The sequence below is a fragment of the Chryseobacterium lactis genome (genome assembly GCF_003815875.1).
Classification (GTDB): Bacteria; Bacteroidota; Bacteroidia; order Flavobacteriales; family Weeksellaceae; genus Chryseobacterium; species Chryseobacterium lactis.
Map to the genome: position 1 here is coordinate 1,703,302 of NZ_CP033924.1, position 19,819 is coordinate 1,723,120.

A 19,819-nucleotide genomic window follows, 5' to 3' on the forward strand; every position below is an offset into this window, starting at 1 on the left:
ATTTAAAAAATGAAAAGAAATATAATAAAATTATTATTCGTAGCGGGATCTTTAACAGCATTACCTCTGCTTAACAGTTGTAGTGATGCAATTGAAGCTGTTCAGCCGGGACAGTTAGATGATTCACAAGCCTTTGCGACTATGGATGGTCTTCAGGCATTCCTTATTGGAAGTGTATATGGGAATTTAGAAACTGGTAATGAAGTTTATCTTACTTCGGTTATTACTGATGAAGTAAAGCCAGGAGATGGTAGTGGTGGTCAGGAATTTTCGTTACACCGTTTTATCGTAAGTGGTGGTGTTGATACATTACCTGAGCTTATTTGGGTAAGTCATTATAGAACTATTAATAGAGTTAATAGACTATTAGCAGGAGCTAGTAAAGTTACTCCTAACGGAGCTACAGAAACTGCTAATTATAATAAAATTATAGCACAAGCTAAAGCTATTAGAGCATTCTGTTATCTTGAATTAGAGACTTATTACTCTCCAAATATGGGGGATGAAAATGCGCTAGGAGTTATATTAAGTGATAAATTGGATGAAAGTAACTTTGTTCAAAAACCAAGAGTATCTAATAAAGAAATTTATGCTCTTATTGATAGTGACCTGCAGTCTGCAAGAACATTGTTTACACAATACGACGCAGCTACAACAACACCAGCAAATTTGAAATCTGATGTAAACAAATATTATGTTGGAAAAAGCTTTGTTAATGCAATTAGTGCAAGGTTCAATTTATATAGAGGGAATTATGCGCAGGCTAAAATAGATGCGCAAGCCGTAATTAGTGCAACTGCGGGAGTGAGTGGAGCAGCATTTGCTTTGACATTAGGAACTCCGAGCCAACCTAATGTTACTCCTGCACCTGCAATTGGTAGTGCTGCATGGAATAGTGCATTTTATCTTACATCAAACTCTTTCAATCCTTATAGAAACTTATGGGATGATAAAGATGCAAATAGAGGTGAAACTATTTTTGCTTTAGGAAGACAAGCTACAGGAACTAATGGGATTGCAATCGGTTCTAGATATAATTTGAATAGCTCAAGTGTTACTGGTACTCCATGGTGGTATGTGGGACGTAATCTGTACAATATGTTAAGAGCTTTACCGGATGACGTTAGAAAGTATGCGTTTGTTGATCCTTCAAGTACTCCTAATCCTAATTATATGAATCCTGGAGTAAATACAAGAGCAGATAAGCTGATTGTGGATAAATATCCTGGTAAAACTGGAACAAATACGAGAAATGACATCAAATCTGTTCGTCTTTCTGAAATGTATTTCATTCTAAGTGAAGTTGCTGCTCAAAGTGGAGACTTTATTGGAGCTGCAAATAATATTAAGATGATTAGAGATGCTAGATCGTTTTCAGGGACACCAACTGTGGCGCCTGTATATGCTAATGCAACAGCTGCTTATAAAGATATCTTGGCAGAAAGAAGAATTGAACTTTGCTTCGAAGGTCACAGATATATTGACTTGAAAAGATTAGCTGTAAAAGCTGGCGTATCAATGGATAGAAATTCAACAGATGATATCGTTGATGTATCTAATCTTACAAACGGTGATTACAGATATACATTACCAATTCCAAGTAGTGAAGTTGCTGGGAATCCTGGTGTTCAGCAAAATACTGGTTATTAATATTCAACAATAATCCAATTATATGAAACCCCTGCTCCAAGCAGGGGTTTTTTATATATTATTATTTCTTATTTTTGCTGAACAATAATGAATAATGAAGTATATACTTTTCATAATCACCTTCTTTAGTTTTGCTGCCGGGGCACAGGTTGTTGACACCGTAAAAGCCCAAAAGCTTCAACAAAAACCGGAAGATACATTAGTCATCGACTCCGGTAAAAAAGATTCCTTAAAAATTTTCAAGCCTACCATCAACGATTACCAGTTTCAAACTCAATTTTCAGAAAAGAAAGTTTTTGATACGGTGATGACTTTTGATAAAACACATATATTCTCACAATATAATAATCACGATAACTTCGGTAGAGTGCAGCCTGCGAATGTTGGCTCAGGGTTTAATCCTCTCGTCTTCGAAGTGAATGCAGAGCAGAACCTGTCCTTATTACCTTCCAATAAATCGTATATGATTCTGGGAGCAAATGATGTAAAATATTATGATGTGAAAACTCCTACGGCCTCATTCATTTACCACAATGCAATGAGAAACGGAGCGGTGCTAAGATCTACTTATACCCAAAATATAGGGAAAAGATTCAATTTTGCATTGGAATATATGGGACTCAGATCCCAGGGGATGTATAGAAACTCACTGGCGGCCAATAACAATACCATATTCTCAGGACACTATACTTCAAAAAGTGGAAACTATGAGCTTTTTGCTCACTATATTCACCAGAATGTAAACAATCAGGAAAGTGGTGGGATAACCGAAGATAATTTGTTCCAAAGCGGAGACAGTAACTATAAGAACAGACAGAATGCACAGGTAAACCTTATAGCGACCAGCTCCCAGTTTTCTTACCGAAGATACTACCTGAGCCATCAGTTTACCCCATTTAATTCTGAAAAATTCCCTTTCAGTATCAGGCATACAATGTCACATCAGGGAAATAAATACTATTATAATCAGGATGCTTTAGAAAAGTATTGGTACGGCACTGCTGCAGATTTGATTGATAAATTTCCTTTGACAACAAAAAAATACTCCGATAATTTCAGCAATACGGTAAGCCTGGTTTTTAATAATGAAAAATTTAAACTGGATGCCGGAGTTCGTTACCAGATGATTAAATTCGGAATAAGAGACGTCGTTATAGAAAACGGAGTTCCTTATCCTGGTGAACTTAAAGAAAACAGAATCGGTGCTGTAGGAAATCTACAGGTAAAACTTTGGGATAAAATTCAGTTGAATTCATTCCTGGAATTTTCAAACGGTAGCCAGTTTAAAAGCTATCTTAAAACAACCAATAATCTGAAGTTTGAACCTATAAAAGATTATTTTGTTAATTTAAAAGTAAACTTTCAAAGTGCTTACCCTTCATTCAATTATCTGTTGAATACTTCTATTTACAACAACTTTAATTATTATCTTGAAAATGCCAAAAATCAATCCATCATGGAAATTGGTGGAAATATTAATCTGAAGTGGTTTAAAACAGAAATCTTTGCCAACTATTTCAGAATTGATAACTACACCTATTTTAATAGTATTGGCAACCCACAACAAAGCAACAGCTCTTTGAATATTTCTCAGATCGGAGGTGATGCTACTTTCAGTTTTGGGAAATTTAATTTGAATACAAGAGTGCATTTCCAGAATGCATTAACCAATAAAGATCTGCTTCCCATGCCTGGCTTTATCGGAAGAGCCAATTTCTTCTATCAGACGCAGGCATTTAAAAAGGCTGCAGAAATTCAGGCAGGACTTAAGGTATATTATTTCTCGAAATTTGCTTCAAGAGACTATTTCCCTGTTCTTAACGAATATATTTTGCCTAATGCCAACTCATTTTCGATTGGTGGGCAGCCTATCGCCGACATTTATATCAATATGAAAGTTAAAAAAATGTTCTTTTTCATAGAAGGGCAGCAGATAGGAACCGTTATTTCCAATAATAAAGCATATGCATTTCCACACTATCCGGTGTATGATTTCAGACTGAATATTGGTATCGTGTGGTATTTGTTCAACTAAAAACTATACAAGTTGAAAACAATTAATAAAATATCATTCAATGATATAGAAAGCATCCCTCAATTGGTAAAAGATTTTTTAAACCAAAAAATTGAGGGTTTTGAAAATAAAACATTTTCTGTAGAGAATTTTCGTCAACAGATTCACCTGAAACAGGATACTTTCTCATCAGAACAAAGAGAAATCCTCCACCAGGTGCTGGAAAGGCAGTTTTCGGATTTTGCACTTTCTTCAAAACAGAAACAAAACCTGGAAGATCTTAAGTTACCCAATACATTTACAATTACCACCGGTCATCAGTTGAACCTTTTTTCCGGACCTGTATTTTTTGTATATAAGATTTTACAGACCATAAAAACGTGTACCTATCTGAAGGAGAATTTTCCGGACTTTAATTTTGTTCCGGTATATTGGATGGCCTCAGAGGATCATGATTTTGCAGAGATCAATCATTTTAAGACAGAGAACAATTACTACGAGACCAATGAGAAATCCGGCGGTCCCGTAGGAAGAATTGAGATCACGGATACTTATTTCATTTCTGAATTCGAAAAAGAATTTAAAGATTCAGTTTTCGGAACAGAATTAATATTAATGATGAGAGAAGCCTATAAGGTTGGGAATACTTTAACTCAGGCTATAAGAATCCTTGTGAACAGACTTTTTTCAGACTTTGGGCTTTTAATATTAGATGGAGATTCCGGAGAACTTAAAAGTCAGATGAAAGAGATTTTTAAAGATGAGCTTCTTGATTCCGCTTTGCAAAAAAAATCAGAGAATAAAGTAAAATTTCTAACCGAAAAGTATGGCAAGGTCCAGGTAAATCCTCGTGAAATCAACCTGTTTTATCTTTCAGAAACAAGAGACAGGATTGAGTGGGACGGGCAGAAATATATCATTGTTGATACCAAACTTCAGTTTACACAAGAAGAGATGCTCTCCGAATTAGAAAATCATCCGGAAAAATTCAGTCCAAATGCATTAATGCGTCCTGTATATCAGGAGAAAGTATTGCCTAACCTTGCCTATAACGGAGGAAATGCCGAAATTATGTACTGGCTGGAGTTGAAAGACTATTTTTCTTCGATTAATATTCCTTTTCCAATACTTATCCCAAGGAATTCAATGCTTTTCCTGAAAGAAAAAACATTGGGCAAAATTGAGAAGTTAGGTCTTAAAATTGAAGATTTCTTTCAAAACTTTACCGTCATCACCAATCAGAAAATTTTAGAAGATAATACTATTTTAAAACTACTCGAAGAGAAAGAAGAACTTTTGGTTACTAATTTTTCAGTGCTAAAGGCTTCAGCAGAAACTACAGAGAAATCTTTTGGTAATATGGTGAAGGCAGAAGAAGTAAGACAACTGAAATCATTTAAAAGAATGAAAAAGCGCCTTCTTCATGCTGAAAAAATAAAACAGGGCGAGTTGCTGGAAAGACTTGAAAATCTGTTTTTAGACGTACATCCTTCCAAAACATGGCAGGAAAGAGTCTATAATTTTAGTGTGTTCTTTTCAGATTACGGATATTCGTGGCTTGAAAATTGTTTGGAAGAGATGGTGGTTCAAGAATCCAAATTAATAATTGTTGCCATTTAATTTTAAAGAAGTATTTTTGTAAATTATAATTATCGAATATGATAAAGAGGTTTTTTATTCTATCCAGTTTATGTATGGTTTTGGGAGTTTCAGCTCAGAAATCGCATACCGTTGTACAAGGTGATAACCCGTACAACATTGCAAAGAAGTATGGAATGACTGTAGATGAATTGCTGAAGCTAAACCCGAAGCATAAAGATGGCAAATTGGCGATCGGAGATGTTTTAACCATAAAGTCAGAAAAAGCAGCAACTCCGGTTGTTACTAAAGCTGCTGTTGTTGAAAAAGCAAAAACAACTTCAAGTACTTCTTTAGGTAAAATTGTTTTGCAACCCAAGCAAACCATTTATGGAATTACCAAACAATACAGAATTTCTGAAAGCGATTTAAGAAAACTGAATCCTGAACTGGATTCTCACATGAAAATCGGAGACGAAATTACATTGCCTCTTGCCAGTATCAAAAAATACGCTGACGGGCAGCAGGTTATTGCTACGGAAAAACCGGCAGAAACAACTCCGGTTGAAAAACCTGTAGTAACAACAACTCCTGCTTCTGCAGATACTGAATCTTATGTTATTCAGGCAAAAGATAATTATTACAGAATTACAAAACAGTTTGGAATCACGCAACAGGATCTTTACGCTTTAAACCCAGGATTGGAGGAAAACGGCTTAAAACCCGGTGAAACCATTAAAATAAAAAAATCAACCACTACTACTACTGACTCTGTAGTAGCTGAACCTGTAAATCCAAAAGCAAAAATGGATTCAGGAAATGAAAAATCTTCGTCTACCAACACTTCTAACGTTGTGGCAGGTGACGATTATGTAACGTATACGGTTCAGCAGGGTGATACCGTATTCTCTATTGTCAACAGATTCGGAGTTTCAATCGATGAACTGATTGCGCTTAACCCGGATCTTTCTCACGGTCTTAAAACCGGAATGGTTCTAAGAATTAAGAAACAAGACGCAGCATACATTAAGAAAAACGGCGATGCTTTGAGCGTTATCTTAATGCTTCCATTCGGATACAGTACCAACGAAACTCAGTACAGAGCAATGGCTCTTGACTTTTTGACCGGAGCAAAGCTGGCTATTGAAAGAAATGCAAGAGGAGGGCAGAAACTTGATGTCAAAATAGTAGACTCAGGAAATGAAGCTTCATTTAAAAACTCTCTTACTCAAATCAATCCTGATAATACAGATCTTATTATCGGTCCATTCTTCAAGTCAAACGTAATTGATGTTCTGGACTTTACTAAAAATCAAAAAATCCCTGTAGTAGCACCTTTTGCTAATACTCCGGAACTATATAACTACAACAACCTGATTATTGTTGAAACCAACAATCAGACGTATGCAGATAAAATCATAGAAGAAGTAAAATCTGTATACTCAGATCAGAAAATCTATGTAGTGGCAGATACTAAAAAAGAAAATGCCAACTATATTAAAGCAGGCCTTGAAAAAGCTGTGAAAAATCCTAATATAGTTATCGTTAATTCTCCTTCAGATATTCAGGTAGACCAGAATATGATGACGGGGCAGGCAGCTCCTGTAATTGCTGTTTTAGCGAATGATGACATGGGAGAAGCTTTTGCCAACAAAATAATTGCTCTTTCTAAAGAAGCACAGGGTGTAAAAGCATTCAGTATGTTCTATTCTCCGGTTTTTGAAAAGAAAGTGGACGAGTTGAGCCAGGTAAATCTGGTTTATCTGATGGATAGAAAAATCAATACGGACGGTAATTTTGAAAAAGAAATCCTGGCAGCTTATAAAACGAAATATTGCAAAACCCCACCAAAATATGCCATCGTAGGTTTTGATGTGGTAAATGATATGTTGACCAGAGAGAATAAAAAAGGAGAAATATTCAAACAGATGAATAAAGTGCAGACTCAGCTTGCTACAAAATTTGAGTTTGTAAAATCTAAAGCTAACGGAGCTTATGTAAATACCGGTTACAGAGTAATCAGGTTAGTTCCATAGATGATTTATATCTGTTTAAAAGGATATTGTTAACATTATAGTTATATTTGCATAATATTTAATTCAGTACATGAAAGCACTAGTATTTCCTGGGCAGGGTTCTCAGTTCGTAGGAATGGGAAAAGAGTTGTATGATTCTAGAAAAGATATAAAAGATCTGATGGAATCTGCCAATGAAATTTTAGGTTTCGACATTCTTTCCATTATGTTCAATGGGACGGATGCGGATCTTAAGAAAACAGAGGTTACCCAGCCTTCAATTTTTATACATTCAGTTGCAGCATTAAAGGCAGTAAACGGTCTTGGAGCTGAAATGGTGGCAGGACATTCCTTAGGAGAGTTTTCCGCATTGGTTGCCAACGGCGTTTTATCTTTTGATGATGGCTTGAAACTGGTTTCAGAAAGAGCCAAAGCAATGCAGGCTGCTTGTGATGCCAACCCAAGTTCTATGGCTGCAATTTTAGGATTGGAAGATGCTAAAGTTGAAGAAATATGTGCACAAATCAATGGTATTGTAGTACCTGCAAATTATAACTGCCCTGGGCAATTGGTAATTTCAGGAGAAACAGTGGCTGTAGAAGAAGCTTGTGTAAAATTGAAAGAGGCAGGGGCTAAAAGAGCATTATTATTGCCTGTAAACGGAGCTTTTCATTCACCATTGATGCAGCCGGCACAAGAAAGATTGGCTGCTGCTATCGAAAAGACAAAGTTCAGAAAAGCAACGATTCCTGTATATCAGAATATCACTACTACAGCGGTAACCAATCCGGATGAGATTAAACAAAATCTGATTGATCAGCTTACCGGTCCTGTAAAATGGACGCAGTCTGTTCAAAATATGATTAAAGACGGGGCTTCTAACTTCGTGGAAGTTGGTCCTGGAAAGACTCTTCAGGGATTGATCAAAAAGATCGATGGATCCGTGGAAGCTGTTTCTGCAATCTAAAATAAAAAATATGAGCGCGATTTTTTCACCGGGAAAGCTTATGCTTACTTCAGAATATTTCGCAATCGATGGAGCTCTTGTCTTAGCGGTACCAACCAGACTGGGACAAGAGTTTTTTTTTGAAGAAAAAGATGACGAAAGATCCCTGATACATTGGGAGGCATATCATCAGAATAGATTATGGTTGTCGGCTGTTATAGATTATAAAAACTGGCAGATTGTTGAAACCAACATTACTTCAAGTGCTGAATTCATTTTAAAAACATTAAAAAACGTTCAGCAACTTTCCAGTTCAAAATTCAAGAATAATTTTACTTACTATTTAAAAACGAACCTTCAGTTTCCAGCCGATTATGGTTTGGGAAGTAGTTCTACTTTGATGAATAATCTGGCAGAGTGGGCAGAAATTGATCCTTTCCAACTGAATTCAATCAGTTTGGGAGGCAGTGGATATGATATTGCCGTTGCCAAAGAAAAGTCGGCTATCCTTTTTCAAAGCCAACCTGAAATAAGGTATGAAAGAGTAGATTTTAATCCTCCTTTTAAAAATGACCTGATTTTTATTCATTTAAATCAGAAACAAGACAGCAGGGAAGGAATTAATTTTTACAAGTCGAAAAAGAAGTCACCGGAGTTAGTGAATGAATTTTCAGATATCACAAAGAAAATTTTATTATGCAATGAATTGGAAAATTTTTCCGAGCTAATGATGATTCATGAGCGAAAAATTGCTGATTTTCTTGAAATACCCACAGTTAGAGAAAAAATATTCTCCGATTGCCCTTCTTTTGTCAAAAGTTTAGGTGCATGGGGGGGAGATTTTGTGATGAGTGCCAAATTTGGGGGCTTTAAAGACTATTTTTCGGACAAAGGTTTTACTACCGTTTTTGAATGGTGTGATATAATTGATTTATAATCAATATTTTACAATCCCCTTTTTTTATTTGCCATTCTGACTTATATCAGTATATTTAAACCGTCTTTAACAAATAATTAATATTATTTTTGTTGAACTCAATAAAGAAATAGAAAATATAAGTAAAATGAAAAACACTAAAATCATCCAGGATTTAGAGAAATTAGGGATTAAAGGAAACTATGAGGTAGTGTATAATCCGTCTTATGAAGAATTATACCAGGCTGAAGTTTCTTCTGAAAATCAGGGGTTTGAGAAAGCTGAGCTTACAGAGTCTGGCGCGGTATCGGTAAAAACAGGAATTTTCACAGGTCGTTCACCTAAAGACAGATATATTGTTCAGGATGATGTTACAAGAAATACAATTTTCTGGGATGGTAAAGTAAATTTACCTACTACAGCGGAAATTTTCGGGTCTTGTAAAGAATTAGTGCTGAACCAGCTTGCTGAATCTAAGAAGATTTATGTAGTAGATACATTCTGCGGAACGAATGCAGATACGAGACTTAAAGTAAGATTTATCGTTGAAGTAGCATGGCAGGCGCATTTTGTTACTAATATGTTCATCCGTCCTTCTCATTATGAACTTGAGAATTTCGGAGAACCTGATTTCACCGTAATCAACGGATCCAAAACAATCAACCCGAACTGGGAAGAACAGGGATTAAACTCTGAAAACTTCATCATGTTCAACCTTACTGAAAAATTACAGATCATCGGAGGTACATGGTACGGAGGTGAAATGAAAAAAGGAATGTTCGCGATGATGAACTATTACCTTCCATTAAAAGGAATGGCTTCAATGCACTGTTCTGCCAACGTAGGAGAAAAAGGTGATGTGGCTTTATTCTTTGGTCTTTCAGGAACTGGAAAAACTACTTTGTCTGCAGATCCTAAAAGATACCTTATCGGTGACGATGAGCACGGTTGGGATAACAACGGTGTATTCAACTATGAAGGTGGATGTTATGCTAAAGTTATCGATTTATCAGAAGAAAAAGAACCGGATATCTTCGCTGCAATCAAAAGAGATGCGTTGCTTGAAAACGTTGTTGTTAACAATGGTATAGCAGATTATACAGACGGATCTATCACTGAAAATACAAGGGTTTCTTACCCAATTTACCATATTAATAAGATTGTATTGCCTTCTAAAGCAGGTCATGCTAAGAAGATTGTTTATCTTTCAGCGGATGCATTCGGGGTACTTCCTCCGGTTTCCATCTTAAATGAAGATCAGGCTCAGTATCACTTCCTTTGTGGGTATACTTCTAAATTAGCAGGAACTGAAAGAGGAATTACTGAACCTCAGCCATCTTTCTCACCTGCATTTGGTGAAGCGTTTCTTACCTTACACCCAACAATGTATTCTAAAACATTGATCGGTAAAATGAAAGAACACGGAGCTAAAGCTTATCTGGTAAATACGGGTTGGAATGGTACAGGAAAAAGAATTTCTTTAAAAGATACAAGAGCTATTATCGATGCAATTATTGACGGTTCTATTGATAATGCTCCTAAAACTCAGGTTCCAATTATGAATCTTGAAATTCCTACTGAGCTTCCAAACGTTTCTACAGGCATCCTTGATCCTAGAGATACGTATGAAAATGGTTCAGAATGGGAAGAAAAAGCAAAAGATCTTGCTTCAAGATATATCAAAAACTTCGAGCAGTATTGTGATACTGAGGAAGGGAAGAGATTAATTGCTTCAGGACCTCAATTACAGGAACAGACAATCTAATAAGATTACAAAACATAGGAAAGCCTCATCGTTGATGAGGCTTTTTTTATTTCTCGCAGATTATGCAAATTTCACAGATGTTTGTGTTATAAAAATAAGCTTCTTAAGTTTAAAATCTGCATAACCCGCTCAATTTGCGAGCGAATATTATTTTCTGCATGAAGCAGAGAAATTCATTAGGACCTCAATTGCAGGAACAGACAATCTAATAAGATTACAAAACATAGGAAAGCCTCATCGTTGATGAGGCTTTTTTTGTCGAAGATTATGCAAATGCTTGTGTTATAAAAATAAGCTTCTTAAGTTTAAAATCTGCATAATCCGCGCAATCTGCGAGAGAATATTATTTTCTGCATGAAACAGAGAAATTCATTTACTTTAGACTAAGTATGGCCAATCTGTATCCATCCATTCCGAATCCGGATAAAACAGCATCTGTGTTAGCTGCTGTTACAGACTTTTGCCTGAATTCTTCTCTCTTGTAAATATTGCTGATGTGAACCTCTACTTTCGGTTTCTGTATATTTTTTAAACAATCAGCGATCGCGTAAGAATAATGAGTAAAAGCTCCGGGATTAATGACAACTGCATCAAAATCATCTTCCTGAAGTCTGTTGATAAGTTCCCCTTCAATATTGGATTGATAATAGTTCAGTTCATGAGAAGGAAACTCATATTTAAGATTTTCCAAATAATCTTCCATAGAAACATTTCCATAGATTTCCGGTTCTCTGGTGCCTAAAAGATTCAGATTAGGCCCGTTTATAATCAAAACTTTCATATAAAAAATTTACCCAAAGATAGATATTTTCTAAAGATCCTGTGTATTCGTCGTTTTTAGATTTTGCTGAATATATTCTGAAGGAGTGATTCCTTCAATTTGCTTGAAGACTCTGTTGAAGGTAGACTGGTTGGAAAACCCGGCTTCCGTATAAACATACATTAAAGTTGCTTTTTGAAAGTCTGTTTCAGTAAAGAGTTTTTTTACATAATCGATCCTGTATTGATTAAGGTAGGTGTTAAAATTAGGATATCCCTTATACCGGATCGCTTTGGAAATATAGGAACTGTTGACATCCAGAACAACACTGAGTCTTGAAAGATTAAATTTGATATCCTTAAAAAGCAGATCCTTATTCATGGCCGTTTCTATTCTCTCAAATAATTTTTCCATCCCTTCAATATCGATAATCGTATCTGAGGGACTTTTAACTTCCATAATCCGATTATTGAACCGGTGTATGAATTCCTGTTTCTTTAATATGTCCTTATAATAAATAAGTAAGGCAATAATCAGGATATTGGAGATAAACAGAAGAATATCTGTAAGCAATACTTCCTGATGAGAGTGATGCGGGAAGTTGAAATCAATTGTATTCGCTACGATAATAGCCGTGATGATGGTGAGTAAAGTGTAGGCGGTAAACCAAATTACCTCTTTCTTGGAAAAAAATATATAAGCCCCCAAAGGGATTGGTAATAACCAGCAAAATCCGGCTACAGAATTTCCCCAATAAGCTAGCATGATATAAAAATTGTATAAAGGAGCAACAATCAGATAGGCTCTTACAAGAGTATTCGGAGTGTATTTTTTCCGTAAAAAAGGATACGTGAGACCAAGTAAAATAATTCCTGTGGCCAAATACCATGACATCATTTTATAATGAATATAAAAAGTGAAAATAAAAAGATAAACCGTTAAGATGAAGAGCATGAGAATGATGTATCTATCCATCAGTTCAAGTTTCAATTTTTCTGTTTTTTCGTTTTTTATATTTAATGGTGTCATTTAAAATTAATGTTAACTGAGATTTATAAATGATTTTTAATAAATGACTTTGGTATTTATCTGATAATCAATTTAATGTATTGTTTAAGCTATTTTCTGGATTTTCATTGATAGTTCTTTTTTCTTGCTTCTCTTTTACGAATACATTTGCTGAAATGGATTTTTAAAACTTAAACATTGATCGGGCAATAGAATTTTAAGCGCTTTCAGCTGTAAAAGGTTGTTGTGTAATATTTTCTTTTTTACAACGAAATTTAGTGAAATTATTGGAAAATTATAGTAGGTAATGATGATATTTTTCTAGTTTTCAATCAATTGTTGCAAGTAATTGCTTTTTATTATGTGCAAAGTTTTCTTTACCAAAGTTTAAACACAAATGTTATTATATAAACACAAGTTTTAATTTTTAAAACAAACATTCAATTTTTAAGATCATTTAAAATTATTTCGAGATGAAAAAAAGACTATTATTACTAGGCCTTGCAATTTCTGCAATGGCACATTCACAAGTAGGAATTAATACCCCTAACCCGCAAGGAATATTTCATGTAGACGGAGGAAAAGATAATCCCGCTACCGGAATTCCAACCCCTGTACAACAAGCCAACGACTTTACCATTACTCCTACAGGAAGCGTGGGAATAGGTACTATTTTGCCTGATGCTTCGGCTTTACTGGATATAAATACAGATGGCCTGGCTGCGAATAAGAAAAAAGGAGTTTTGTTTCCCAGGGTGCCACTCAATTCAAATACAGATGTGATTACAGTGCCTAATCCGGCAACGGGTCTTCTGGTGTATAATACAGGAACCGGGAATCTGAAAAATGCAGGATATGTCTACTGGAATGGTTCTGAATGGCGAAGTCTGATTAATAATACCGCTGTTACTCCGCAGATCTCATCTTTGAATTGCTCTGGAGCAAAATTAAGTCCACCTACTTATACGGCGGGGCAGCTGTATAACGGAACAATGACAATTCCCTATAATGGAGGAAATGGAGGAACATACCCGGCTGGAAGTGCTATTGCTTCTACCGGTGTGACAGGACTAACCGCTACATTACAAGGAGGAACATTATCCAATGGTGGCGGGCTGTTGACTTATTTTGTAACTGGTACGCCCTCTTCCTCATCACCAAATACAGCATCATTTACGATTCCTGGAATGTTTGGGGCAGCTACATGTACTGCTACAGTAGGAGCGGAAGTTCTGAATATCGGAGAAACCATTACCGCAATCTATTCAGTGCCCAATGCAACTGCTGCCAACACCAGTTTTAATCTAAGCAGCTACGTCGCTTCCAATGGATTGCAGCCTCTTCCAACCATCGATGGGATAGAAGTTTCTTTACAGGGAAACAGCAGTGCTTATTATTATCCACGAATTTATAACAGAGCGAGTACTTCCCAACTCATCAGCTATCAGTCATTTGCTACTCAGGTGAATCAAAATAAAACCAATCTTAATGTAACACTGGCTCCAGGTGATTTTGAAAATACAGACAGTGATGGTATTGTATACTGGATGACCACTGCAGCTGAAGTGGAAACAACCAACCTTCAGGTACAGGTCAATGGTAATACCTACCGATGGTATGAAATTAAATGGTGGTGTATGGAAGTTTCCGGGACAAAAAAGATCTTTATATCCCTTACAAGAAAGGCATAAAGTCTTCTTTTAATACATCTAACGACACTGATACTTTTAAAGCATCAGTGTTTTTTTATTTGTTTTTCACTTTAAAGAATCCTTAATGATATTTGTCATGTTTGATAAAGTAATAATTCCTGTAACACTTTATTTTAATGGTTTTTAATAAAATCAATTGTTAATTTTTAAAAATTTATCATAATAAAATTTAAAGTCTACTTGTTTTGTAGACTAAATATGTATAGCTTTGCAAACATATTTCGATCGGCTTATAAAGAAAGATGGAGGGAACTGACCCTGCGAAGTCTTGACAACCTGCGTGAGTAAGGTGTTACATTCAGCCTTTAAAGGAAAAATAAGCAATTGGTTTATCGTATATATCGATGCCCTTTGCTGACTATTCTGCAAAGGGCAAAATTTTGATATATGGTAAATAAAATTGATTATGATTAGCAAAAAATTAATTAGTTATAAAGTTTGGGTTCCACCTGTTGCTGCATTTTTTCTGGGAATTACCACAGTAAGCGGACAGAATTCCAATCCTAAAAAAGATAGTCTTAAAGAAAAAGAGATTGACGAAGTCGTTGTGGTGGCTTATGGAAAAGCAAAGCGAAACAGCTACACCGGTTCAGTATCTACTATTTCCAGCGATAAAATTAACAACAGACCTGTTACCAATATTACAAAAGCTCTGGAAGGGCAGGTTCCTGGGATTCAGACGACCACTGCCTCAGGGCAGCCGGGTTCTACAGCTACGATTCGAATCAGAGGAGTTGGTTCCATCAGTGCCGACAGTAATCCTTTGTATGTAGTTGACGGGATTCCTTTTGATGGGAATATCAACGCGATCAGTCCTAATGATATTGAGTCTATCAGTGTTCTGAAAGATGCTACGGCAAGTGCACTGTATGGTTCAAGAGGAGCCAATGGGATTATTATCATTACAACGAAATCAGGGAAAAAAGGAGAGGCGAGAGTCAACTTAAATATCAGTCAGGGTTTTTCCAGCAGAGCGGTAAAAGATTACCAGCAGGTTAACACAGATCAGTATTTCCAATTGTATTGGGAAGCGATGAGAAACGGATACCAATCCGGACAAATCAATGCTCAGCAGGCTGCACAGATGGCTACAGATAATCTTACTTCAGGTACAGGTTTATCAATTAACCCTTATGGTGCTGCTTATCCTAAACCGGTAGGAACGGACGGAAAGCTATTGCCGGGAGCAAGAGCATTATGGAATGATGACTGGAGAGATATTTTACAAAGAGTGGCTTCGAGAAACCAGGTCGATTTAGATATCAGTGGTGGAAGTGAGAAAAGTAATTATTTCTTTTCATTAGGATATCTTGATGACAAAGGAATGGCGATAGAATCTGGGTTTAAAAGATACAATACCCGATTAAAACTCAATTCTGAAGTGAAAAGCTGGTTGAACGTTGGAGTGAACTTAAGCTATACCAACAGTATTCAGCAAGCGCCGCCTTCTTCGGACTCCAAATCAAGTAATATTATTCAGGCAGCGAGAGTAATTCCTTCTTTTTACCCTTACTATGAAAGGAATGGAGATGGTTCTTATATCTTGAATGCCAACGGAGATCGGGTGTATGATTTTGGAAAATACAGACCTACCAGTGCGCTGCAGAATGAAAATCCGGCAGCAACATTACCTTTAGATAAAAATGAAAACAAGGAAGATAACTTCTCAGGAAAAGGGTTTCTTGACTTTACTTTCTTACCTGAATTGAAATTCAGATCAAGTTTCTCTGTTGATTTGGTGAATTATAACGGACATTTTTATTCAAACCCATTAATCGGACAGGGAAGTGAAACGAATGGTTCGGTAACAAGATCTAACAACAGAACATTGTCCTACACGACAAGTAATATTCTGACCTATGATAAAAAATTCGGGAAGCACCACTTCAATATTTTAGGAGGGCAGGAATTTTATAAATACGATTATCAAACGATTTCCGGAACAAGAACACAGTTTTCCCTTCCCTATTACTACGAGCCTGATGCTGCGGCATTACTGGGAAGTTTCAGTGGAAACAGTGAGAAGGTGAGCTTGTTGAGCTTCCTGGGGAAAGTGGAATATGATTTTAATAATACTTATTTCTTATCCGCTTCAGGAAGAGCAGATGGGTCTTCAAGATTCTCCGCGGGGAACAGATGGGGGAAATTCTGGTCCGTAGGAGGTTCATGGAAAATTTCGAATGAAGATTTTATTAAAAACTTAAACTTCTTCAATCAACTGACGCTTCGTGCAAGTTACGGAGGACAAGGGAACGACAAATTATTGCAACCTAATAAATCCCCATTATACTACGCTTATCAGGAATTGTACAAATTCTATAATAACCTGGGTGAACCGGGAACTGTTCTTGAAAAGGCAATGACGGAGAACGTAAAATGGGAAACCAATCTTAATTTAAATGTAGGATTGGAGTTTGCCATCCTTAACAACAGAATTAAAGGGAATGTTGAATACTTCCAGCGTAAAAGCCAGGATCTTCTGTTTAATATGCCGGTAGCCCCGTCATTAGGAATTAATGATTTTCCGGCCAATATCGGAACGATTAAAAATACGGGTTTTGAGTTTTCATTATTTACAACCCCCATTAAAACTGAAGACTTTCAATGGAATGTAGATGTGAATTTAAGTACTTTAAATAATACCATTACCAAACTTCCGAAAGGGTCTATCGTATCCGGAACCAAGTTATTACAGGTAGGAGGTTCTGTTTACGATTTCTATATCCCGGAATGGGTGGGGGTAGACCCGAATAACGGAAATCCATTGTGGAAGACAATTACTACTGATGCCAATGGAAATACCGTTGAAGGAACGACTTCAGAGGTTGGGAAAGCCACAAGAACAATACAAGGTTCCGCATTGGCTAAAGTAACCGGAGGAATCAGTACAAGTATCAGCTATAAAAACTTTGATTTTTCAGGTTTATTGACCTTTAGAATCGGAGGAAAAATTTTAGATACCGACTATACCTCAATTATGCATAGTGGAAATCTGGGAGGTCGTGCATGGAGCGAAGAAATGCTGAACAGATGGACTCCGGACAACCGTTACACCGACGTTCCGGCAGTGAGCACCATATCTAATAACTGGACAACGCCATCTTCAAGATTTTTATACTCAGGAACGTATGCGAGACTTAAAAATATAAGTTTGGGCTACACTCTTCCTTCGGATTATTTTGAAAGAATAGGATTGAAGAAATTCAGAATTTATGTTCAGGCAGAAAATCTTCTGACTTTCTACAAACATAAAGGAATGGATCCTGAGCAGTCGCTGGATGGTACCACTTATTACAGATATCCGGCAATGAGAACAATCACTTTTGGTCTTCAGGCCACTCTTTAACCTTTAAAATTGAAACAATGAAACAATTAAAATATTTATCTTTTGCTCTTGTTGGTCTTTGGTCATTGACAAGCTGTGAAAGTGAACTGGAGACAGCTCCCACGAATCAGGCAAATCAGGTGGAGGTTTTTAAAACAGCTGAAAGTGCAGAAACGGTAATCAACGGAACCTGGGCTAAATTTAACGATGATGGGACTACCTATGCCAATATCGGGTATTCAACCGTTTTAAGAGCCAGTGATGCTATGGGAAGTGATGTAGCAATTTTAACCAATAAATATGGTTTCGCTTCTACATATCAGTTTGCGGAAATGGCTAATAACACAGCCAGTCGACCGTTGTTTATCTGGTCTATGTTGTACTCCACAATTAATAATATGAATAATGTTATTGCAAAGATTGATGGAACGGAAGGCAGCCAGGAAAAGAAGAACCAGGTAAAAGGTCAGGCTAAAGCTTTACGTGCATTCTGTTATCTGAATATTGCCAGTTTTTATCAGTTCAGCTATCTTAAGGATAAAACGGCTTTGACGGCTCCTATTTATACGGAACCTTCAACAATTACCACACAGGGCAAGAAAAAGGCAAGTCTGGAAGATATTTATACGTTGGTGAAAAGTGATCTTACGGATGCAGATAATCTGCTGAAAGATTATGACCGAAATAATAAGGACAAGATCAACCGTGCGGTAGTCAATGGTCTTTTAGCAAGAACCTACTTAAATACCGGAGAATGGAGCAAGGCTTCTGCATCGGCAAAAATTGCAAGAGAAGGATTTCCTTTGATGCCAGCCGAAAAATATAAAGATGGCTTCAACGATATCAGCAATGTAGAATGGATCTGGGGACACGGGCAAACGCAGGAGCAATCGGATGCGAGTTATGCTTTCCATTATCTGGACGTGTCATCATCCGGAAGTTTTTATTATAACTTTATGGCTGACCCGTACTTTAAAGATTTGTTTGATTCGAATGATATCAGATCTCAGCTATTCTCATGGGATGGTCTTAAGGGAAGAGAAGGATTGCTGAGGTATGCTAAGTTTAAGTTTAAACCTACTCTTATTGCAGATATTGTCTATATGAGAGCTGCTGAAATGTATCTGATAGAGGCAGAAGCAGAAGCAAGAACCGGAAATACTTCACAAGCTGTAACAGTTTTAAACCAATTGAAGGCTGCAAGAAAAGCGAATCTTTATACAGGCTCTTCAGCTCAGAACGAGGTAGTGAAAGAGATTTTGATTGAAAGAAGAAAAGAATTGTTTGGAGAAGGATTCTCTCTTTCCGATATTCTACGAACACAGGGAACTGTTGTCAGAAAACCATTTGTAGATGCTGATGGAAAACCGGTTAAGGTTCAGATCACTACTCCGGATGGAACGGTAAAAACGGTAGACGGCAGAGGGCATTCTATTTTTGGATTCCCTGATAAGTCTTCTTTTGTTCCGAACAGTAATTATTATTTATTCAGTATTCCACAGAGAGAAGGGGAAAACAACCCGAATTTATAATATAGTCCATAATTAGATTTGATTTTTTTGGCCACTGCTTTTGCGGTGGCTTTTTTTAATAGATTTATTATAAAAGGCTACCTCATAATTGAGATAGCCTAAATTTAAAAATCATCTATGGTTAAAAAGTTATTTTCCCCTAGATCGATAATATACTAAAGAATCAAAAGTGTGCATAAAGCCTTTGAAACTTTTAGTTTTTACAGTGTCAATATTCTCTTTTTCATCAAGAAAATAGCGATAGTTTATTGATAGGGATCTATTATTTGTTTTAATTATAATAGTATCAGCAGGTTCAATAGAATTTGCTCTTTCACCTATCTTTGTATCGTTATTAATAAGATAGATTTTATTCTTATCAAAACTTTTTCTTAAAAAAGCCCAATCCTTATCTGTTAGTTTAAACCGAAGTGTGTCCGAAGTGTCAGGCTCGATCATAAGATCTGTTGTATAAATATCTGTTCCGTCAACAGTGGAAAGATTTCTATTTTGGTTTAAAATCTTAATGTCTTCGCCTAATATCTCTTTTTTTCCACAAGAAAATAAGATTGAACAAGTGAATGATATGATTAAAGGTATTGCTAAAAAGGCTTTCATA

General features: G+C 36.3%; 13 protein-coding genes and 1 riboswitch. Of the genes, 10 read left to right on the top strand and 3 right to left on the bottom strand.

Annotated features, from left to right (window positions below; translation table 11 throughout):
• Positions 1–9: 9 nt before the first annotated feature.
• The 7 genes from EG342_RS07330 (at position 10) to pckA (ending at position 10,884) form a co-directional block, all read left to right on the top strand.
• The gene (locus EG342_RS07330; protein WP_103289092.1) at positions 10–1,650 is read left to right on the top strand and encodes a RagB/SusD family nutrient uptake outer membrane protein; all 1,641 of its coding nucleotides are present in this window, start codon (positions 10–12) and stop codon (positions 1,648–1,650) included.
• Positions 1,651–1,744: 94 nt separating this feature from the next.
• Entirely contained in the window at positions 1,745–3,685 is a 1,941-nt protein-coding gene (locus EG342_RS07335) for a putative porin (protein WP_103289093.1), read from the top strand.
• 12 nt (positions 3,686–3,697) lie between these two features.
• Complete coding sequence (gene bshC / locus EG342_RS07340; RefSeq protein WP_103289094.1) at positions 3,698–5,284, top strand: bacillithiol biosynthesis cysteine-adding enzyme BshC; 1,587 nt, start codon at positions 3,698–3,700, stop codon at positions 5,282–5,284.
• A 38-nt stretch (positions 5,285–5,322) separates the two neighbouring features.
• The gene (locus tag EG342_RS07345; RefSeq protein ID WP_246008752.1) at positions 5,323–7,278 is read left to right on the top strand and encodes a LysM peptidoglycan-binding domain-containing protein; all 1,956 of its coding nucleotides are present in this window, start codon (positions 5,323–5,325) and stop codon (positions 7,276–7,278) included.
• A gap of 70 nt (positions 7,279–7,348) precedes the next feature.
• Positions 7,349–8,224 (top strand): ACP S-malonyltransferase, encoded by an 876-nt coding sequence (gene fabD / locus EG342_RS07350; RefSeq protein ID WP_103289096.1) that lies wholly within the window; start codon positions 7,349–7,351, stop codon positions 8,222–8,224.
• Positions 8,225–8,234: 10 nt separating this feature from the next.
• The gene (locus tag EG342_RS07355; RefSeq protein WP_103289341.1) at positions 8,235–9,140 is read left to right on the top strand and encodes a GYDIA family GHMP kinase; all 906 of its coding nucleotides are present in this window, start codon (positions 8,235–8,237) and stop codon (positions 9,138–9,140) included.
• Between the two features lie 127 nt (positions 9,141–9,267).
• Complete coding sequence (pckA, locus tag EG342_RS07360; protein WP_103289097.1) at positions 9,268–10,884, top strand: phosphoenolpyruvate carboxykinase (ATP); 1,617 nt, start codon at positions 9,268–9,270, stop codon at positions 10,882–10,884.
• Positions 10,885–11,257: 373 nt separating this feature from the next.
• On the opposite strand, the gene EG342_RS07365 is transcribed toward pckA, so the two are convergent.
• Together EG342_RS07365 and EG342_RS07370 are read right to left on the bottom strand one after the other, a co-directional pair.
• On the bottom strand, positions 11,258–11,665 hold the full coding sequence (locus tag EG342_RS07365) for a type II 3-dehydroquinate dehydratase (protein ID WP_103289098.1): 408 nt from the start codon (positions 11,663–11,665) through the stop codon (positions 11,258–11,260).
• 30 nt (positions 11,666–11,695) lie between these two features.
• Positions 11,696–12,673 (bottom strand): helix-turn-helix domain-containing protein, encoded by a 978-nt coding sequence (locus EG342_RS07370; protein ID WP_103289099.1) that lies wholly within the window; start codon positions 12,671–12,673, stop codon positions 11,696–11,698.
• Positions 12,674–13,125: 452 nt separating this feature from the next.
• Here EG342_RS07370 and EG342_RS25345 point away from each other — a divergent pair, with 452 nt between their 5' ends.
• The 3 genes from EG342_RS25345 (at position 13,126) to EG342_RS07390 (ending at position 19,221) form a co-directional block, all read left to right on the top strand.
• Positions 13,126–14,343 carry a hypothetical protein gene (locus tag EG342_RS25345; RefSeq protein WP_185126881.1) on the top strand — a complete coding sequence of 406 codons (1,218 nt, stop codon included), beginning with the start codon at positions 13,126–13,128 and terminating at the stop codon, positions 14,341–14,343.
• A 248-nt stretch (positions 14,344–14,591) separates the two neighbouring features.
• Positions 14,592–14,687, top strand: a riboswitch (SAM riboswitch).
• Between the two features lie 83 nt (positions 14,688–14,770).
• Positions 14,771–17,710, top strand: a complete 2,940-nt coding sequence (locus EG342_RS07385) for a SusC/RagA family TonB-linked outer membrane protein (RefSeq protein ID WP_103289100.1) — start codon at positions 14,771–14,773, stop codon at positions 17,708–17,710.
• A gap of 17 nt (positions 17,711–17,727) precedes the next feature.
• A complete protein-coding gene (locus EG342_RS07390; RefSeq protein WP_103289101.1) occupies positions 17,728–19,221 on the top strand; it encodes a RagB/SusD family nutrient uptake outer membrane protein in 1,494 nt (497 codons plus the stop codon).
• Positions 19,222–19,350: 129 nt separating this feature from the next.
• Here EG342_RS07390 and EG342_RS07395 read toward each other — a convergent pair whose 3' ends face one another.
• The gene (locus EG342_RS07395) at positions 19,351–19,818 is read right to left on the bottom strand and encodes a hypothetical protein (RefSeq protein ID WP_103289102.1); all 468 of its coding nucleotides are present in this window, start codon (positions 19,816–19,818) and stop codon (positions 19,351–19,353) included.
• Position 19,819: the final 1 nt, after the last annotated feature.